Here is a 16,021-nt window from a genome sequence, read left to right on the forward strand (position 1 = left end):
ACTAGTATGAATACCAGTCACACCCCATATCGAGTTGGCGAATGGCTTCCGCAAGACCAGGAAACCTTAAATGATTGGCTGCGCCAGTTAGCCGCCAAGACCAAGCAGGCGGACTTGCCTTTACAGCCATGCATTCAAGCCTTTAAAGACTACATTGAAGGTGACGCCGCCGCCTTCATGCTCTTTACGCGCATGTTTAATGAACAACCTAAACGCCACAACACACCAATACATGGTGGTGATAGCGGCCCTGAGCCAGCGCCTATTGTCGAAAATTACCAGCAAATGCTGGCCATGTGTAACTACGTGCTCAGCATGGCGCCTGAATTTAACGAAACAGGTCTGGTGGGATTTCCAATTAATGCCATCGTGGATCGGGTAATGGCGACGGAAAGTGGCTACTGCGCCTTTCGGGATCCCACGGTGAACAAGCACTTCAAACAGATCCTTAATGACTGGGGCAACTTTTTAAAATCCAGCGAATCCGTGTCGGTCTTGAATGACTCCCCCACGGGCTGGTTAAGCGACGCCGCCATGGCGAAAATGGCGGGTTCACGTGAGGCATTTATTAGCACGTTTGATTGTGACCCGACGCTGCCTCACTATGGATTTTCATGCTGGGATGACTTTTTTACCCGTGTATTTAAAGCGGATCAACGCCCGGTCGCCGCGCCCGATGATAACAATGTCATCGCCAACGCCTGCGAGTCTGCACCTTACAAATGGGCAACCAATGTGCAGCTTCAAGATACATTTTGGATTAAAGGTCAGCCCTATTCCTTGCAACACATGCTCAATAACAATGCCGATTACTACCCGGAATTTGCCGGTGGTACCGTCTACCAGGCATTTTTGAGTGCCACTCAATACCACCGCTGGAATAGCCCCGTCGATGGCGTCATTGAAATGGTGGAATTCGTAGATGGCAGCTATTACGCAGAGGCACCGGCAATAGGTGAAGATCCCGCGGGGCCCAATGAATCCCAGGGCTACATCACGGAAATGGCAACCCGGGCCATTATTTATATCAAGGCCGACAACCCCGACATTGGCTTAATGGCGTTTATGGCCGTGGGTATGGCCGAAGTATCAACCTGTGACGTCACGGTGAAACCGCAGCAAGTCGTTAAAAAAGGCGATGAACTGGGCATGTTCCACTTTGGCGGTTCAACCCATTGCTTATTGTTTAGAAAAGGCGTCAATCTCAACTTTAACTTCCATGGCCAGGAACTCAATGAAGGGCAAAATTACCTGTTAACTTCGCCGATTCACGTCAAATCTGAAATTGCCACGGTGGTGCCTAATAAGCACTGAGTAAGTCACAACAAAGGAAGGGCAACCTTCCTTTTCTCTTTAAGGATTGATTATGTGTACGAGTGTAATAGTGGCTGCAAATGCAACGACACACCGACAAAATATTGTCTCCAGAAACGAGGATTGCGAGCGTGATATCTGGAACAAGTATTTTGTCTATCGCCAGCAACCGGAATATGCCAATGAGAAAGTCATTGACGATGGCCTGTGGCACCTGGGTAACGGACTCAAAGTACCAAAACCAACACAGGCATTTAGCTATAGTGCGGCACCAGACTTTGACGCAAATAACGAAGCAAGCCGCCTAATGCCCGCAAAGTTTCTCTATGAAGAACGCGGCATCAATGAGAAAAATGTCGCCATGTCGGCCACCAACACCCTGGCCATGAATGACAAGGCGGCGCTGGCCGATCCCTTGCTTAAACAAGGTGGGATCACCGAGGCCGTTATTCCAACCTTAATTTTACCCCAGGCCGAGTCTGCCCGGCACGGCATTCAATTGCTGGGACAATATATTGAGCAATACGGCAGCGCCGAAGTAAATGGTGTCACCATCGCCGACGTCAATGAAATTTGGTATTTTGAAAATGGCTCCTGTCACCATTGGCTTGCCGTCAAAGTGCCAACAGACAGCTATCTGGTTGTGGCCAATGCCATGCGCATTCATGATATCGACCTGGACTCTCCCGAGGTTCTGCATTCACCTGGGTTATACGAGTTTGTTTGCCAACACCAATTATTACCCGATGCCGATAAACAGCATTTTAATTTTGCCAAGGCCTTCGGTGTAACCGGCCAGCCTTATAATGTCGATCGCATTTGGCTTGCTCAGCTTAAGCTCACCCCTTCGTTAGCTCAGCCACCCCGGCAGCAGCAATATCCGCTCTTTCTCAAGCCCGACGCCTTAGTGTCTGTTCCCGACGTCATTAGCGTGTTAACGGCCACCTATGAGGGCACCGAGCTTGAGGGTAAGGCAAACCGACCCATTGGTTATGACAAAACCGCTGAAAGCCATATCATTACCTTAGATAAGCAACAACCTCATGAGCTTCAGGGGATGATCTGGCAGGCCGTTAGCACCCCATTGTGTGCCATGTATCTGCCTTTCTTTGGTGCGGTTCAGTCTTTCCCCGCCAGCTACCATAGCGGCACAAATAACTTTGATGCGCACGGCGCCTACTGGGCCTATCGCACCTTGTTCACTTTGGCTTATGCCCATCAACAAGGCGCCGTGTCAGGCATAGGCAATGAAATAAGGGCTCAGGAAGTTGCCCTCTATAATGAGCTGACTCAATTACTGCCAAACCTCGCGGCCATGATGGCAAACTCGACGACGCAGACAATTTCTTTTCTTAATCGCTATACCCAGGGCAACTGCGAGTTGATGCTGCAGTTTGCCTACCAAAGAAGGAATCAATTGATGAATGAGTTGGCGACCCTCGCTCCTGCCACCGAGTAACGGTATCACACTCGCGCCTTCGCTAAGCTCTAAGTACGCTTAAAGCGAACATAAAAAAACCGCCCAGGGGCGGTTTTCTCTACATCCGTTGCACGCCCTTAAGGACGCACACAACTGGGTCTGGGGTTAAATTCGCTGGCCCGTATCGGCAGTTGAATCACCTTGCCACACCCTGGCGGGGCCTGCATACCTGTTTGCTCATTGATAAAGGCCCAACGGATACCGTCGGGACGCTCATCGGCAATGGACTGCGGATTAAGCTGGCGCAGATAACGAATATACAGCTCCAATGCGCCCACCGCGCCGGTCAGGCCGGTGCTTTGGTTATCATCGCGCCCCAGCCAGGCCACGGTCACGGTATTTTGGTCAAAACCGCCATACCAGCTATCGCGCAGATTGTTACTGGTGCCGGTTTTACCCGCCAGCTGTATGGTGGGAAAATGCTTATTCAAACGCTTACCTGTGCCGTCTTTGGTCACTCGCTTCATGCCATATTTAGTCATATACATGGCATCCTTAGGGAAGCGCTGTTGCCACTGCGGCTTGTGCTGATACAGCAGCTTACCAGCGTTGTCGGTCAACGCCGAGATGCTGGTTAAGCGGGTATAGGCACCGTCGTTCGCCAAGGTGGTATAGAGCTGTGCCACCTCGTAACTGGAGAGCTCCAAGGCCCCCAGTAACAGGGAGGGAAACTGGTTAATATGACTTTCCACACCCAGGCCTTGCAAGGTATTGGCCACCTTGTCGACACCAATATCCAGGCCCAGATTCACCGCCGGAATATTGATACTGTTGCTAAAGGCCTTATACAGAGGCAAGGCACCGCGGAATTGGTGGTCAAAATTATCCGGACTCCAGACTTTGCCGCGCTCATCGGTCAGCTCCAGCGGCTCATCATGCAGCAAGGTGCCGAGATTATAACGGGGCACCTGCAAGGCGCTCAGATACACAGCCGGTTTCACCAAGGAGCCGATATTACGCTTGGTATCAAGCACACGGTTAAAACCCGAATAGCGCATATCACGACCGGCAACCAGGGCGGATACCCCGCCTGCCCGGCGATTCACCGAGAGCATGGCCGCTTCAAGTTGCTCGGTTTTAGGACGTTTCTCTAAATAAGGCAAGGACTTGGCAATGGCGTCTTCCATGGCTTCTTGCTTTTGCAGGTCTAGGTAGGTGAATACCCGCACCCCGGCATCCAGGGTTTCCTTATCTGTGAGCAATTCCTTCAACTGACGGTTAACCAGCTCCAAATAGCCCGGATAGGTTTTATCGATATCCCGGCGCATGGGCGCAATGTCCAAGGGGCGATTTAAAGCGGTACGATATTCGGTGGTGCTGATCAAACCATCTTCAGCCATCAGCCTGAGTACCAAATCACGACGCTCCATGGCACGCTCTTCATAGCGTCGTGGGTTGTAGTAAGACGGCCCCTTAACCAAGGCCACCAGCAAGGCAATTTGATCAAACTCCAGCTCGTCGATGGGCTTGGAGAAATAAAACTCCGCCGCCAGACCCATGCCATGCACACCCTTGGTGTATGACTGTCCTAAATAAACCTCGTTTAAGTAGGCTTCAAGGATCTCGTCCTTGGTATAGCGGTAATCAAGGATCAGCGCGATCAGCGCCTCATTGATTTTACGCACCAAAGAGCGCTCTCGGGTCAGATAGAAGTTCTTCGCCAACTGCTGAGTCAGGGTGCTGCCGCCTTGCACGGTACGTCCAGCGCGAATATTGGCGTACAGAGCGCGCATAATGGACCACAGGGAGACCCCATGGTGCTTATAGAAGTTGCGGTCTTCAACCACCAACAAGGTGTCTTTGAGCAGCTCGGGGAATTTATCGAGCGGCACAAATTCGCGGTCCTGGGTTTCATCGTTACCGATTCGGGCAATTTGCACCGGCTCCAAACGGGCGCTATCAAGACGCTGACCAATGTTATTTTTTACGCTGGCAACTTTATTGCCGCTAAAGCGCAGCTCAATAATATGGGCTTGTTCATTGGCGTCGGCAAACTCAAAGGCACGGCGGTAAATACGCAAGCGAGTTTTGCTTTGCTCATACTGACCGGTGTGGTTGAGTTTGGTCACCTGGGTGTAGTTAAGGCGTTGCAGCTCCCACTCCACCTCGGCCATAGACAGGTATTGCCCAGGGTAAAAGGTCATGGCGCGGGCGTAGACCTGCGCTGGCAACTGCCATTTATTGCCCTCGAATTGTCGGGTTACCTTGGCATCAAGGTAGATCATATACAGGGCCACACTAATCATGGTGACCAAGGCAACTTTCCAGCCAATGGAAAAGAGTCGCTTGCCCAGGCGCTTCATTGTTGAAGGCGGTGCGGCCTTGGGCTTTTTCTTACGTTGTTTCTTCGTGGGTGTCTTTTTTGTCGCCATAGGATTGCTAATGCGTGGCTTGAATGAAAAATTGGTGGAAGCTTAGCATACTCACGAGCAAAATTAATTGCCCACGAGTATGCCAAGACAGGGTGCAGGTTAAGGCTAGCGAAGGCTAGCTTAACTGATACTGACTTTTGTTCACGCCCAAGCGCGGGGTTGCGCCTGGTTTGCCTAACGAGTGGATACCCAAAGAGCGTGAATAACCGCGGGTAAGAAGAATAAGAAGCACAGAATAATGTTGATGATTAAATGCTTACCTGCACCGGCTTTGAGAAATACGGCAACGGGCGGGAGAAAGATTGAAAGTATGATCAGCAGTAATTTATTGTCCATGTTCGGAACCTTTTAAAGGGACTGAAAATGAAATTATAGTCATAAAAAACGGCGAGATAAACTCGCCGCGTTAGCCAATATCCTGATATTTAACTCGAACGTACCGAGACAAACTCGGGATAGGCATCGATTCCGCAGTCATGCTGATCCATACCGCTGAGTTCCTCTTCCTCGCTGACGCGGATCCCAACTGTGCTCTTTAAAATTGCCCACACGATCAAAGATGCGACAAAGACAAAGCCGAAGATACAGAAGATACCGATAAACTGGGTGGTATAGCTGGCCTCACCATTAGACAAAGGCACCAGCATCAGACCTAGGGCACCGCATACGCCATGCACCGAAATAGCTCCCACCGGATCATCGATATGCATCTTATCCAAAGCAACTATGCTAAACACCACCACCATGCCACCGATGGCACCAAGCAGCAACGCCAGTAAAGGTGAAGGCGATGCCGGATCGGCGGTGATCACCACCAAACCCGCCAAGGCACCATTGAGCACCATGGTCAGATCGGCCTTGCCCCAATAGGTCTTACACACCAATAACGAAGCAATGGCACCGGCCGCCGCTGCGGCATTGGTGTTAAGCATAATTTTACCCACCGCACTGGCATTCTCAGCATCGCTGATCAACAACTGCGAGCCACCGTTAAAGCCAAACCAGCCCATCCACAGGATAAAGGTACCCAGGGTCGCCAGCGGCAGGTTAGAACCTGGGATAGGATAGATTTCACCGTTTTTACCATATTTTCCGCGACGAGCGCCCAGCATTAATACCCCAGCCAAGGCCGCTGCCGCACCGGCGCCGTGTACTATGCCCGAACCGGCAAAATCGACAAAGCCCATGGCCGATAAGAAGCCGCCACCCCAGGTCCAGTAACCCTCAATGGGGTAAAGCAGGCCGGTCATCACCACGCAGAAGACCAAAAAGGCCCAGAGCTTCATGCGCTCGGCTACTGCACCGGAGACAATCGACATCGCCGTGGCCACAAACACCACCTGGAAGAAGAAGTCCGATTCCAGTGCATGATCGGCATCACTGGCCTGGCTGCCAATCAAGGTGCCAAAACTGGGCACGAAACCGCCCTCGCCGTTACCCACATACATGATGTTGTAACCAATCAGCAAATACATGGTACAAGCTATGGCATAGAGGGCGACGTTCTTGGTTAGAATTTCGGTGGTATTTTTTGAGCGCACTAGGCCAGCCTCAAGCATGGCAAAGCCCGCCGCCATCCACATGACAAGTACGCCAGAGATCAAAAAGTAAAAGGTGTTCAATGAGAATTGTAATTCAACTATGGTGTTTTCCATGAGTGCGTCCCCCTAAATCGCTTCTTCATCAAGCTCACCCGTTCGGATGCGCACTATTTGCTCAAGATCGAAAACAAATATTTTGCCGTCACCTATTTTGCCGCTGCTGGCAACCCGGGTGATCAACTCAACCACTCGCTCCACATTTTCGCTGCGCGTGGCAATCTCGATTTTAATTTTGGGAATAAAGTCCACCTGATACTCGGCACCGCGGTAGAGTTCGGTATGGCCACGCTGACGACCAAACCCTTTAACATCCACCACTGTCATTCCCTCGATCCCCAACTCTGCTAGCGCTTCTCGCACTTCATCAAGCTTAAATGGCTTGATGATGGCACTGATCATTTTCATATAGCCCCCTCGTAGGCGATTCGGTTTATTATTGTCCTCTAGGTAATTTCAACCTTTGTGCCAGAATATTTTTTCTTTAATTAACAAAAAGATAACTTTTTAGGCGCACAAAAAACGCACCACATTGGTGCGTTAAACGAGGGTTTTTGCCAAAGCTGTGCAAGGCACAAGGCCACAGCCTGTTCACTATGAGGCAATGGGAATAAGCATGGCTACTTTTCCAGCCTCAGACGCTGTCAGCAATACACCATAGGCTTAGCCTCCGCCAAACGTGGGGCTGCTTAACTAGTTAACTTTTAACCTAAACATACGCATTTTCAGGCCAAAATGGACACTTTGACTTTGCCCTTCACCACAGTTACGCTGCCGCTTTCCCCTGCCATTAGAGAGCAAAGTTATGGCTAAAATCATCATCTCCGGTGCCACCGGACTGCTCGGCCGCGCCCTGTTTGCGCGTCTCAACCCAGAACATCAGGTAATAGGCCTTGGGTTTTCTCGCGCCCAGCCGCCCATAATCAAAGCGGATCTGTTTGATAAAGAGGCTATCAGCGCCCTGTTTGCTGCGCACCGACCGGACTTCTTTATTCATAGCGCCGCCGAGCGCAACCCAGATAAGTTCGATAATGACCCAGAGCAAAGCATCCAGTTCAACTGTGCGGTCACCGAGCACATTGCCAAGTGCTGTGCGCAATTTAATTGCACGCTGATTTTTATTAGTACCGACTATGTATTCGATGGTCGCAACCCACCCTATGCAGAAGACGCCGAAACAAACCCCTTAAACCTCTATGGTCAATCCAAGGCACGCAGCGAAGCCCTGTTGCAAACAGAGTATCCGCACGCGGCCATTATCCGTATCCCGGTGCTTTATGGCGAAGTGAGCCATCTCGGTGAGTCTGCGGTGACCGTCATTGCCGAGCAACTCAAAAACGGCGTAACCCGCTTCGATGATGAGTGTCAGCGTTTTCCCACCGACACCGCGGATATCGCCGAGGCCTTGGCTGGCGCCATAGCCACATTGGGTACCGAGCTAGAGGGGATATATCACCTCAGCGCCAATGAGCGTTTAACCAAACTGGGTATGGCCAAATTGATGGCACCGCTGCTAGGTCTGGAGCCGAGCATCCTAAGTGCGGCGGCGGCAGACACAAGCGCTAGCGCTACGCGTCCGCTGGACTGCGCCCTTAAAGACACCCGACTTGGCAAACAGGGAATTGAAATAAAAAGTGATTTTGCTACTCGCATCGCCGAGGTGCTGACACCCCACTTATCGCAATAACTTGTAGTTTCCACTGCAAGCTCCTTTAATGGAGCGAGAAGAAAAAAGAAAAGGTGAATCATGTTTGCAACCCATCTAAAAGCCGTGGCCCTGTCTTTGGCCGTGGTAATCGCCCCATCGGCTCTGGCCGAGGTAGACCAACATAATGCCGCGGCCCACAGTCGCCAAATCGATATCGACAGCAAGGTTATAACCGAGCATAAGGCACGCATTAACGGCGAACGTATTTCTTATCGCGCCGAGACCGGCACTCAGCCGGTGTGGAATGACAGCGGCGATGCCGTTGCCACCTTGCACTATACCTACTACAAGCGCAGCGGTGTGGATGACGATACCAAACGCCCGTTGCTGATTTCATTCAACGGTGGTCCGGGCTCAGCCTCGGTCTGGATGCACCTGGCCTACACCGGCCCCAAAGTGCTAAAAATCGATGATGAAGGTTACCCGGTACAGCCTTACGGCGTAAAAGAAAACCCCTACTCGGTACTGGATGTCGCGGACATTCTTTATGTGAACCCGGTGAATACGGGTTACTCACGCGTGCTGCCAGGCGCCGATGGCAAGCTGCCCAGTCGCGATCAGCAAAAAGAGATGTTCTTTGGCGTTAACGCCGACATTAAATACCTGGCCGAGTGGTTAAATACCTTTGTGAGCCGCCATAACCGCTGGCGCTCACCAAAGTTTTTAATCGGTGAGAGCTACGGCACCACCCGCGTTTCCGGTCTGGCTTTGGCACTGCAAAACAGCCAGTGGATGTACCTCAATGGCGTGGTCTTGGTATCGCCTACCGAAATTGGCATCAAGCGTGAAGGTCCAGTAGAAGCGGCCAACCGACTGCCCTACTTTGCCGCCACCGCCTGGTATCACAAGGCCCTGGACAGCGAGCTGCAAGCCCTTGATCTGGATGAGCTATTGCCTAAGGTTGAAGAGTTTACTGTCAACGAATTGATCCCGGCTATCGCCAAAGGCGGCTTTATCGGTGCCGAAGAAAAGCAGCGTATCGTCGCGCAAGTGGCACGCTATGCCGGTGTATCGCCGACTTACGTGGAAAACAACAACCTGGATATTCCTACCTCGTCGTTCTGGAAGGAATTGCTACGCAGCCAGGGTAAAACCGTGGGCCGTCTCGACTCGCGCTACCTGGGCATAGACAAGCGCAACGCCGGTGATCGTCCCGACTACTGGGCCGAGCTAACCTCTTGGTTGCATTCGTTTACCCCGGCCATCAACTACTATCTGCGTGAAGAGCTCAATTATAAAACCGACGTAAAATACAATATGTTTGGTTCGGTGCACCCTTGGGATCGCAGCAACAACAACACGGGTGAAAACCTACGTTTGGCCATGGCGCAAAACCCTTATCTAAATGTGCTGGTGCAAGCGGGATATTTCGATGGTGCCACCAACTATTTTGATGCCAAATACACCATGTGGCAACTTGACCCAAGCGGCAAGATGAAAGAGCGCCTGAGCTTTAAAGGCTACCGCAGCGGCCATATGATGTACCTGCGTCGCGCCGACTTAGAAAGCTCAAACAACGACCTGCGCGACTTTATCCTCAATGCCCTACCGGCAGAAGGGGAAGCCGCCAAGTACTAATCCCCTGTACTAGGTGTTCCACACACAAACAACGCCGCACCGAATCAGTGTGGCGTTTTTTTTGCGCCACAGACGCCCACCGCGAGGTTTTTTCTTTTTAAATAAAAGGATTTATACTCAAGCCTACCTGTAATCGAGTCGCCGCTGGCACTCCCACCGATCACCATAGGATAGATATGAGTGAACAATATCGTCTGCTCTTTGCGCACCTAGATAAAGAGCAGGACATAGAGCAAGCCGCCCAGGCACTGCAGCAAAGGCTTAAATTAGCCGAGCAACAGGTTGAAGCGTTTTTTTCCGGTGAGGCGATTTTCCCCGCCAGTGATAAGGCTAAAGCGCTTAAGCAGGCCAAGGTGCTGGCCAGTTTGGGAGTACGAGCTCGTCTAAAGCGCATTGTGGCGCCGGCGCAAACACCCGCAGCCGCGGCGGGCCAAGCCGATGAGCAGGTACTGGCGGCCCTGGATTACATCACCAGCAGCTTGATCCGCCTTGAAGAGCGGCTCGACGATATGGACCAGCGCTTTAGCGAACACCTGCTGCACCAACAACAAAGCAATGACAGCGACGAGCTGGCATTGGATCTCAGCCTGGACGAGGAGCTCAACCTGCCCGCTGCGTCCGCCACCCGCCATCCGCTGTTAGTCGTGATCCTGGTGCTGATCACATTACTGCTGGCCATACTCGGGGTGAGCTATTTCTATCCCGATCTGTTTAATTTTTAATGTAAGACCGCTATGCAATTTGACGAGCAACGTGTTGACATTCGAAAGCGAATGCGAAATTTACGCAAAAAGCTTACTCCAGAAGAACAAAAAAGTGCCGCGAACGCGCTTAAAATTAATATTTCTCAAGTTATAAAGGACCCTAAAAGCGCTCGGGTAGGCACCTATTTAAGCAATGATGGAGAACCCAACCTAGACCCCGTATTTCAATGGCTATGGCAAAATAACGCAACACCATTCCTACCCATATTACACCCCTTTACTGGGGTGCATTTGCTCTTTCAGAGATATGAAGAAAATTCACCCATGAACACTAACCGCTATGGTATCTTGGAGCCCGAGTTGAATTGCAGTCATGTGAGCCCCGTGGCGGCGTTGGATTTTATCCTAACCCCCTTGGTGGCCTTTGATAGCCAGGGTAATCGCTTAGGCATGGGGGGTGGATATTACGACCGCACCTTTGCCCAGATACCACCGGATGCGCCCCATCGCCCCAAATTAATCGGCGTGGCGCACCAATGTCAGCACCTAGATACGCTGCCGGTGGCCAGTTGGGATGTGCCATTAGATTACATTGTCACCCCCGAGCGAATTTATTGCCCTCACGGGTAGTGGTACAATAGTCCGCAACCTTAGCTATTAACTCATTTGCGAGCACAACATGACTCAAGACGAAATGAAAAAGGCGGCCGCCTGGGCCGCACTCGATTATGTAAAGAAAGACACCATTGTAGGTGTTGGCACCGGTTCAACGGTTAATCACTTTATTGATGCCCTGGCAACAATGAAAGACGATATCCGCGGTGCGGTATCAAGTTCGCAAGCGTCGACCGAGCGTCTTAAAGCTCTGGGTATCGAAGTGTTTGAATTAAATGATGTTGATACCTTAGACGTTTATGTTGATGGCGCCGATGAAATCAATGCCGGCAACGAAATGATCAAGGGCGGTGGCGCCGCGTTAACCCGCGAAAAAATCGTGGCCGCCGTGGCTAAACAGTTTATTTGTATCGTCGATAGCAGCAAATTGGTCGACACCCTGGGGGATTTTCCATTACCCGTTGAGGTGATCCCCATGGCCCGCAGCTACGTGGCCCGCGAAATCGTCAAACTGGGCGGCGACCCTGTTTATCGACAAGGCGTTGTGACGGATAACGGCAATGTGATTTTAGATGTGCACAACCTGCAGATCACCGATGCCAAGTCACTGGAACAAACTTTAAATCAGGTTGTTGGTGTGGTTACCAACGGCCTATTCGCTCACCGCGGCGCCGACACCGTAATCATCGGCACGCCGGAGGGCCCAACTACACGTTAGAGGAATGAGGAACATGAGTAAGGTATCGTTAGCAAAAGATAAAATTAAGATTCTCTTGCTGGAAGGCGTACACCAGAGCGCAATTGAAACACTAAAGCGCAACGGGTATAGCAACATCGACTATGTCAAAACATCGTTACCTGAAAGTGAGCTCATCGAGCGCATCAGCGATGCCCACATTGTGGGTATTCGCTCACGCACGCAACTCACCGATGCGGTACTGGACGCGGCACAAAAACTGATTGCCGTGGGCTGCTTCTGCATCGGCACCAACCAGGTCGACCTGCAAGCGGCAAAAAACCGTGGTATCACCGTATTTAATGCCCCCTTCTCTAACACCCGCTCGGTTGCCGAACTGGTGCTAGGTGAAATCCTGCTGTTATTGCGCGGTATTCCTTTGCGCAACGCCATGGCCCACCGCGGTCAGTGGTTAAAAACCGCCGAAGGTTCATTCGAAGCCCGTGGTAAAACCTTGGGCATTATCGGTTACGGCCATATCGGCACCCAACTTGGCATCATGGCCGAGAACATCGGCATGAAGGTGCAATTCTTCGATATCGAAGACAAACTTACTTTGGGTAATGCCCAGCAGATCCAAAACCTGACTCAATTATTACAAAGCTCGGATGTGGTGAGCCTGCACGTACCGGAAACGCCGCAAACGAAAAACCTTATCGGCACCGCCGAGCTTGCGGTGATGAAAAAAGGCAGCATACTGATTAACGCTTCACGCGGCACCGTTGTGGATATCGATGCCCTGGCCGAAGCATTAGAAGATAAAAGCCTGTCTGGCGCCGCAATCGACGTCTTCCCGGTGGAGCCCAAATCAAACGACGAAGAGTTTGTGTCGCCGCTGCGCCAATTCGATAACGTGATCCTGACACCTCACGTGGGTGGTTCAACACAAGAAGCACAGGAAAGCATTGGCGTTGAAGTGGCCGGCAAACTAGCCAAGTACTCGGATAACGGTTCAACCATGACCGCGGTGAACTTCCCCGAGGTCGCCCTACCCGAGCTGGCTAACCGCAGCCGCCTGCTGCACATTCACCACAACCGCCCAGGTGTGCTCACACAAATCAACCAAGCCTTTGCACAGCACGGCATCAACATCGCCGCTCAGTACCTGCAAACGGATGAAAATATTGGTTATGTGGTTATTGATGTAGACAGCGACCACTCGGAAGTGGCGCTGAAAGAATTGAGTGCCGTGGACGGCACCATTCGTGCCCGTATTTTGCACTAAAGCATCAATGCTCTGATTTGAAAAAGCACAGCAAAGGCTGTGCTTTTTTGTGTCTGTAGATTTATTAATTAGTCAAAGTCGGCGGCGCTATGGCGCTCGCGCAATTGCTCATCTTCATCGCCCCAAGTGCGATTAACGCGTCGGCCACGCTGCACCGCCGGGCGTTGTTCAATTTTCTTAGCCCAGGCGAACAGGTGCCGATACTCATGCACGGATAAAAACTCGGCGGCATCGTACGCCTTACCCAGCACCAAGGCGCCATACCAGGGCCAAATGGCCATGTCGGCAATAGAGTATTCATCCCCGGCCATGTATTCGTTTTGTGCTAGGTGCTTATCTAATACGTCTAACTGGCGCTTGGTTTCCATGGCGAAACGGTTAATGGGGTACTCCATCGGCTCCGGCGCATAAGCATAGAAGTGACCAAAACCACCTCCCACATAAGGAGCACTGCCCATTTGCCAAAACAGCCAGTTCATACACTCGGTTTTCGCCTGCGCATCATGGGGAATAAAAGAAGAAAACTTCTCTGCCAAATACAGCAAAATAGAACCCGACTCAAAGACCCGGGTTGCTGGTGAGGTGCTGGTGTCTAACAAGGCGGGAATTTTTGAGTTAGGGTTGATGGCCACAAAGTCAGAGCCAAACTGATCGCCTTCGCTAATTTCAATCAAGAATGCATCATACTCCGCATCGCTGATCCCCTTGGCCAGCAGCTCTTCAAACATGATGGTTACTTTTTGGCCGTTGGGGGTTGCCAGGGAATACAACTGAAACGGATGTTGCCCACGCGGCAAATGCTGCTCAAAGGTTGCGCCGGATGTTGGTTTATTCAGACTGGCCCATTTGCCGCCATTTTCACTATCAAACTGCCAGACCTTGGGCGGAGTATAGGGGGTTGTGCTCATGAATGCTCCTTTGCATTATTTTGCGCCATTGAGCTACTAGACCTATGGTCGAAGCAAAATATTACAAGGGGTAATAAATTCTGAGATTGAGTAAGTCACGGCCACCGCATAGCATTGAGTGCGCTTGTATGTTAAAAATAAGTTAAGTGAAAATCACCCCTTTGGTTGCCCATTGGCGTGATAGTAAATTGTCATCTCCCTGGAGGATAAATGGAGCTTAACCAGGTCACCTTACCCGTTAAAAACATGGCAGACGCCGTACATTTTTATCTCACTCTGGGATTCACACAAATCGTCGATACGCCACATTATGCACGTTTTACTTGCCCAGATGGTGACGCCACATTTTCTTTATCTCTCGACGACGGTGAATTCGAAAACCCCACCGTAATCTATTTCGAGCATAAAGAACTGGATGAGCTATACAACACACTCTCGCAAAAAGGCATCCTCTTTGAACAAGCACCAACCGAGCAGCGCTACCTTTGGAAAGAAGCCATACTAAGAGACCCCTCAGGAAATAAAATTAAGCTGTATTGGGCGGGTGAGAATCGTTTAAACCCGCCGTGGAAGGTGGATAAAGGTGCATAACAGACGCAGCCCTCTCACCCCACACCAGCATTAGGCCCACTATGAATCCAACAAAAGTCGTGCGCAGTAAAACCATCAAGCTCACCGACCTACCTAATATAGGTCAGGCAAGCGCTGCCGATCTGCAATTACTCGGCAGAGAGCGCCCTGAAGACCTTGTAGGGCGCGACCCCTATCAAATGTACGAAGAGCTCTGCGATATAACAGGCAGCAAACATGACCCCTGCGTTATCGACGTCTTTATATCCATTACGCGTTTTATGCGTGGTGAAGAAGCAAAGCCGTGGTGGGCCTATACCAAGGAGCGTAAAAATACCTTAGGGAGTTGCTAAGCATCAGCTTGGTATTCACCACACATCAATCGCCACGAATAGAACTGACAAAGAAATCTAGTTATGGAAAATAAAATGAATGATAACGACTCGATACAAATTCTCTCTGAAATTAGAGATGAAATGAAAGAAATGCGCAGATTAAATGGTTAACTGCTAAAGCCGGTGAAGAAATGGCTGAAGATAAAGAACGCGAACAAGCCATGCTTAAAATTGCCGAGCTCGAACATAAGAAATCGAAAAAGGATTTGCTGACCTTTGTCGCCCTTATAGCTGTGCCCCTTGTATGGCTTGCCATTGCAAAACTAGATCTTTTATAAAAGCCACCAAAAATCTATAAATAAAATTAAATACAAACACTGAGCTAAATTCAATCTTAGCCAAGTCATAACCCAATGAGGTAAAAGTGGATCTATTCGATATATTTCAGCAGTACCGTCTTGAGCAAACGAAAACCGAAGCAGCCGAGCGAACGAGGCAGGTTGACCGCAAAGCTACAGATAATCAATACGATATCGTTGAGCTGCAAAGTAAAGTCGACCACCTTTCTCTGGTTTGCATGGCCATGAGTGAGCTCCTCGAAGAGGTTGGCTTTAACCGTGAACTGCTCCTTTCGAAAATGAAAGAAATTGATCTACGGGATGGTACATTGGATGGTAAATTTGCCCCTGCAAATGTATGCGGTAGTTGCGCACGGGTTGTCTCGGCTAGACACTATACTTGCCTTTATTGCGGCACTAAAATTGATAAAACAAGTGCGTTTTAGGGTGGGATACAAGGCAAGGTGTACAGAAAGCTGCGCCCCTAACTAAAGCTTAGGCGCTGTACCCCATATACATAAAAACGGGCTGAGAATGCAC

Annotated in this window: 17 protein-coding genes; 12 read left to right on the plus strand and 5 right to left on the minus strand. The window is 50.6% G+C overall.

What is annotated here, in order from left to right:
• Positions 1 to 6: 6 nt before the first annotated feature.
• Both C2M36_RS15580 and C2M36_RS15585 read left to right on the plus strand, forming a co-directional pair.
• Complete coding sequence (locus tag C2M36_RS15580; protein WP_105255681.1) at positions 7 to 1,314, plus strand: phosphatidylserine decarboxylase family protein; 1,308 nt, start codon at positions 7 to 9, stop codon at positions 1,312 to 1,314.
• A gap of 52 nt (positions 1,315 to 1,366) precedes the next feature.
• The gene (locus tag C2M36_RS15585; protein WP_105255682.1) at positions 1,367 to 2,773 is read left to right on the plus strand and encodes a C69 family dipeptidase; all 1,407 of its coding nucleotides are present in this window, start codon (positions 1,367 to 1,369) and stop codon (positions 2,771 to 2,773) included.
• A 98-nt stretch (positions 2,774 to 2,871) separates the two neighbouring features.
• Here C2M36_RS15585 and mrcB read toward each other — a convergent pair whose 3' ends face one another.
• The 4 genes from mrcB to C2M36_RS15605 all read right to left on the minus strand — a co-directional run bounded on the left by mrcB (position 2,872) and on the right by C2M36_RS15605 (position 7,172).
• On the minus strand, positions 2,872 to 5,166 hold the full coding sequence (mrcB, locus tag C2M36_RS15590) for a penicillin-binding protein 1B (RefSeq protein ID WP_105255683.1): 2,295 nt from the start codon (positions 5,164 to 5,166) through the stop codon (positions 2,872 to 2,874).
• Between the two features lie 174 nt (positions 5,167 to 5,340).
• Positions 5,341 to 5,502, minus strand: a complete 162-nt coding sequence (locus tag C2M36_RS15595) for a YqaE/Pmp3 family membrane protein (protein ID WP_105199678.1) — start codon at positions 5,500 to 5,502, stop codon at positions 5,341 to 5,343.
• 89 nt (positions 5,503 to 5,591) lie between these two features.
• On the minus strand, positions 5,592 to 6,821 hold the full coding sequence (locus tag C2M36_RS15600) for an ammonium transporter (RefSeq protein WP_105255684.1): 1,230 nt from the start codon (positions 6,819 to 6,821) through the stop codon (positions 5,592 to 5,594).
• A gap of 12 nt (positions 6,822 to 6,833) precedes the next feature.
• Positions 6,834 to 7,172 (minus strand): P-II family nitrogen regulator, encoded by a 339-nt coding sequence (locus C2M36_RS15605; RefSeq protein ID WP_105188177.1) that lies wholly within the window; start codon positions 7,170 to 7,172, stop codon positions 6,834 to 6,836.
• Positions 7,173 to 7,569: 397 nt separating this feature from the next.
• Between C2M36_RS15605 and C2M36_RS15610 the strand changes: the two genes are divergently transcribed.
• The 6 genes from C2M36_RS15610 to serA all read left to right on the plus strand — a co-directional run bounded on the left by C2M36_RS15610 (position 7,570) and on the right by serA (position 13,330).
• Complete coding sequence (locus C2M36_RS15610) at positions 7,570 to 8,451, plus strand: dTDP-4-dehydrorhamnose reductase family protein (protein WP_105255685.1); 882 nt, start codon at positions 7,570 to 7,572, stop codon at positions 8,449 to 8,451.
• 60 nt (positions 8,452 to 8,511) lie between these two features.
• A complete protein-coding gene (locus C2M36_RS15615) occupies positions 8,512 to 10,050 on the plus strand; it encodes a S10 family peptidase (protein ID WP_105255686.1) in 1,539 nt (512 codons plus the stop codon).
• A 176-nt stretch (positions 10,051 to 10,226) separates the two neighbouring features.
• Positions 10,227 to 10,772 (plus strand): hypothetical protein, encoded by a 546-nt coding sequence (locus C2M36_RS15620; protein WP_105255687.1) that lies wholly within the window; start codon positions 10,227 to 10,229, stop codon positions 10,770 to 10,772.
• 12 nt (positions 10,773 to 10,784) lie between these two features.
• Complete coding sequence (locus C2M36_RS15625; protein ID WP_105255688.1) at positions 10,785 to 11,384, plus strand: 5-formyltetrahydrofolate cyclo-ligase; 600 nt, start codon at positions 10,785 to 10,787, stop codon at positions 11,382 to 11,384.
• Positions 11,385 to 11,433: 49 nt separating this feature from the next.
• Positions 11,434 to 12,087, plus strand: coding sequence for a ribose-5-phosphate isomerase RpiA (gene rpiA, locus C2M36_RS15630; protein ID WP_105255689.1), 654 nt, complete (start codon positions 11,434 to 11,436; stop codon positions 12,085 to 12,087).
• A 13-nt stretch (positions 12,088 to 12,100) separates the two neighbouring features.
• Positions 12,101 to 13,330, plus strand: a complete 1,230-nt coding sequence (gene serA, locus C2M36_RS15635) for a phosphoglycerate dehydrogenase (protein WP_105255690.1) — start codon at positions 12,101 to 12,103, stop codon at positions 13,328 to 13,330.
• Positions 13,331 to 13,398: 68 nt separating this feature from the next.
• Here serA and yghU read toward each other — a convergent pair whose 3' ends face one another.
• Positions 13,399 to 14,238: a glutathione-dependent disulfide-bond oxidoreductase gene (yghU, locus tag C2M36_RS15640; RefSeq protein ID WP_105255691.1), complete on the minus strand. Its 840-nt coding sequence runs from the start codon at positions 14,236 to 14,238 to the stop codon at positions 13,399 to 13,401.
• Positions 14,239 to 14,448: 210 nt separating this feature from the next.
• Between yghU and C2M36_RS15645 the strand changes: the two genes are divergently transcribed.
• From C2M36_RS15645 to C2M36_RS15655, 4 genes are all read left to right on the plus strand, one after another.
• Positions 14,449 to 14,829, plus strand: a complete 381-nt coding sequence (locus tag C2M36_RS15645) for a VOC family protein (RefSeq protein ID WP_105255692.1) — start codon at positions 14,449 to 14,451, stop codon at positions 14,827 to 14,829.
• Between the two features lie 41 nt (positions 14,830 to 14,870).
• Complete coding sequence (locus C2M36_RS15650) at positions 14,871 to 15,161, plus strand: helix-hairpin-helix domain-containing protein (protein ID WP_105255693.1); 291 nt, start codon at positions 14,871 to 14,873, stop codon at positions 15,159 to 15,161.
• A gap of 173 nt (positions 15,162 to 15,334) precedes the next feature.
• Positions 15,335 to 15,481 (plus strand): hypothetical protein, encoded by a 147-nt coding sequence (locus tag C2M36_RS16855; RefSeq protein WP_158678971.1) that lies wholly within the window; start codon positions 15,335 to 15,337, stop codon positions 15,479 to 15,481.
• An 86-nt stretch (positions 15,482 to 15,567) separates the two neighbouring features.
• Positions 15,568 to 15,927: a hypothetical protein gene (locus C2M36_RS15655; protein ID WP_105255694.1), complete on the plus strand. Its 360-nt coding sequence runs from the start codon at positions 15,568 to 15,570 to the stop codon at positions 15,925 to 15,927.
• The last annotated feature ends 94 nt before the right edge of the window (positions 15,928 to 16,021 follow it).

Origin of the sequence: Pseudoalteromonas sp. T1lg75, assembly GCF_002964705.1 — a bacterium.
Lineage (GTDB): Bacteria > Pseudomonadota > Gammaproteobacteria > Enterobacterales > Alteromonadaceae > Pseudoalteromonas.

Bases quoted from the DNA above. Each gene is read 5' to 3' on its own strand.
- C2M36_RS15580 (WP_105255681.1), top strand. From the start codon at position 7: ATGAATACCAGTCACACCCCATATCGAGTTGGCGAATGGCTTCCGCAA.
- C2M36_RS15585 (WP_105255682.1), top strand. From the start codon at position 1,367: ATGTGTACGAGTGTAATAGTGGCTGCAAATGCAACGACACACCGACAA.
- mrcB (WP_105255683.1), bottom strand. From the start codon at position 5,166: ATGGCGACAAAAAAGACACCCACGAAGAAACAACGTAAGAAAAAGCCC.
- C2M36_RS15595 (WP_105199678.1), bottom strand. From the start codon at position 5,502: ATGGACAATAAATTACTGCTGATCATACTTTCAATCTTTCTCCCGCCC.
- C2M36_RS15600 (WP_105255684.1), bottom strand. From the start codon at position 6,821: ATGGAAAACACCATAGTTGAATTACAATTCTCATTGAACACCTTTTAC.
- C2M36_RS15605 (WP_105188177.1), bottom strand. From the start codon at position 7,172: ATGAAAATGATCAGTGCCATCATCAAGCCATTTAAGCTTGATGAAGTG.
- C2M36_RS15610 (WP_105255685.1), top strand. From the start codon at position 7,570: ATGGCTAAAATCATCATCTCCGGTGCCACCGGACTGCTCGGCCGCGCC.
- C2M36_RS15615 (WP_105255686.1), top strand. From the start codon at position 8,512: ATGTTTGCAACCCATCTAAAAGCCGTGGCCCTGTCTTTGGCCGTGGTA.
- C2M36_RS15620 (WP_105255687.1), top strand. From the start codon at position 10,227: ATGAGTGAACAATATCGTCTGCTCTTTGCGCACCTAGATAAAGAGCAG.
- C2M36_RS15625 (WP_105255688.1), top strand. From the start codon at position 10,785: ATGCAATTTGACGAGCAACGTGTTGACATTCGAAAGCGAATGCGAAAT.
- rpiA (WP_105255689.1), top strand. From the start codon at position 11,434: ATGACTCAAGACGAAATGAAAAAGGCGGCCGCCTGGGCCGCACTCGAT.
- serA (WP_105255690.1), top strand. From the start codon at position 12,101: ATGAGTAAGGTATCGTTAGCAAAAGATAAAATTAAGATTCTCTTGCTG.
- yghU (WP_105255691.1), bottom strand. From the start codon at position 14,238: ATGAGCACAACCCCCTATACTCCGCCCAAGGTCTGGCAGTTTGATAGT.
- C2M36_RS15645 (WP_105255692.1), top strand. From the start codon at position 14,449: ATGGAGCTTAACCAGGTCACCTTACCCGTTAAAAACATGGCAGACGCC.
- C2M36_RS15650 (WP_105255693.1), top strand. From the start codon at position 14,871: ATGAATCCAACAAAAGTCGTGCGCAGTAAAACCATCAAGCTCACCGAC.
- C2M36_RS16855 (WP_158678971.1), top strand. From the start codon at position 15,335: ATGGCTGAAGATAAAGAACGCGAACAAGCCATGCTTAAAATTGCCGAG.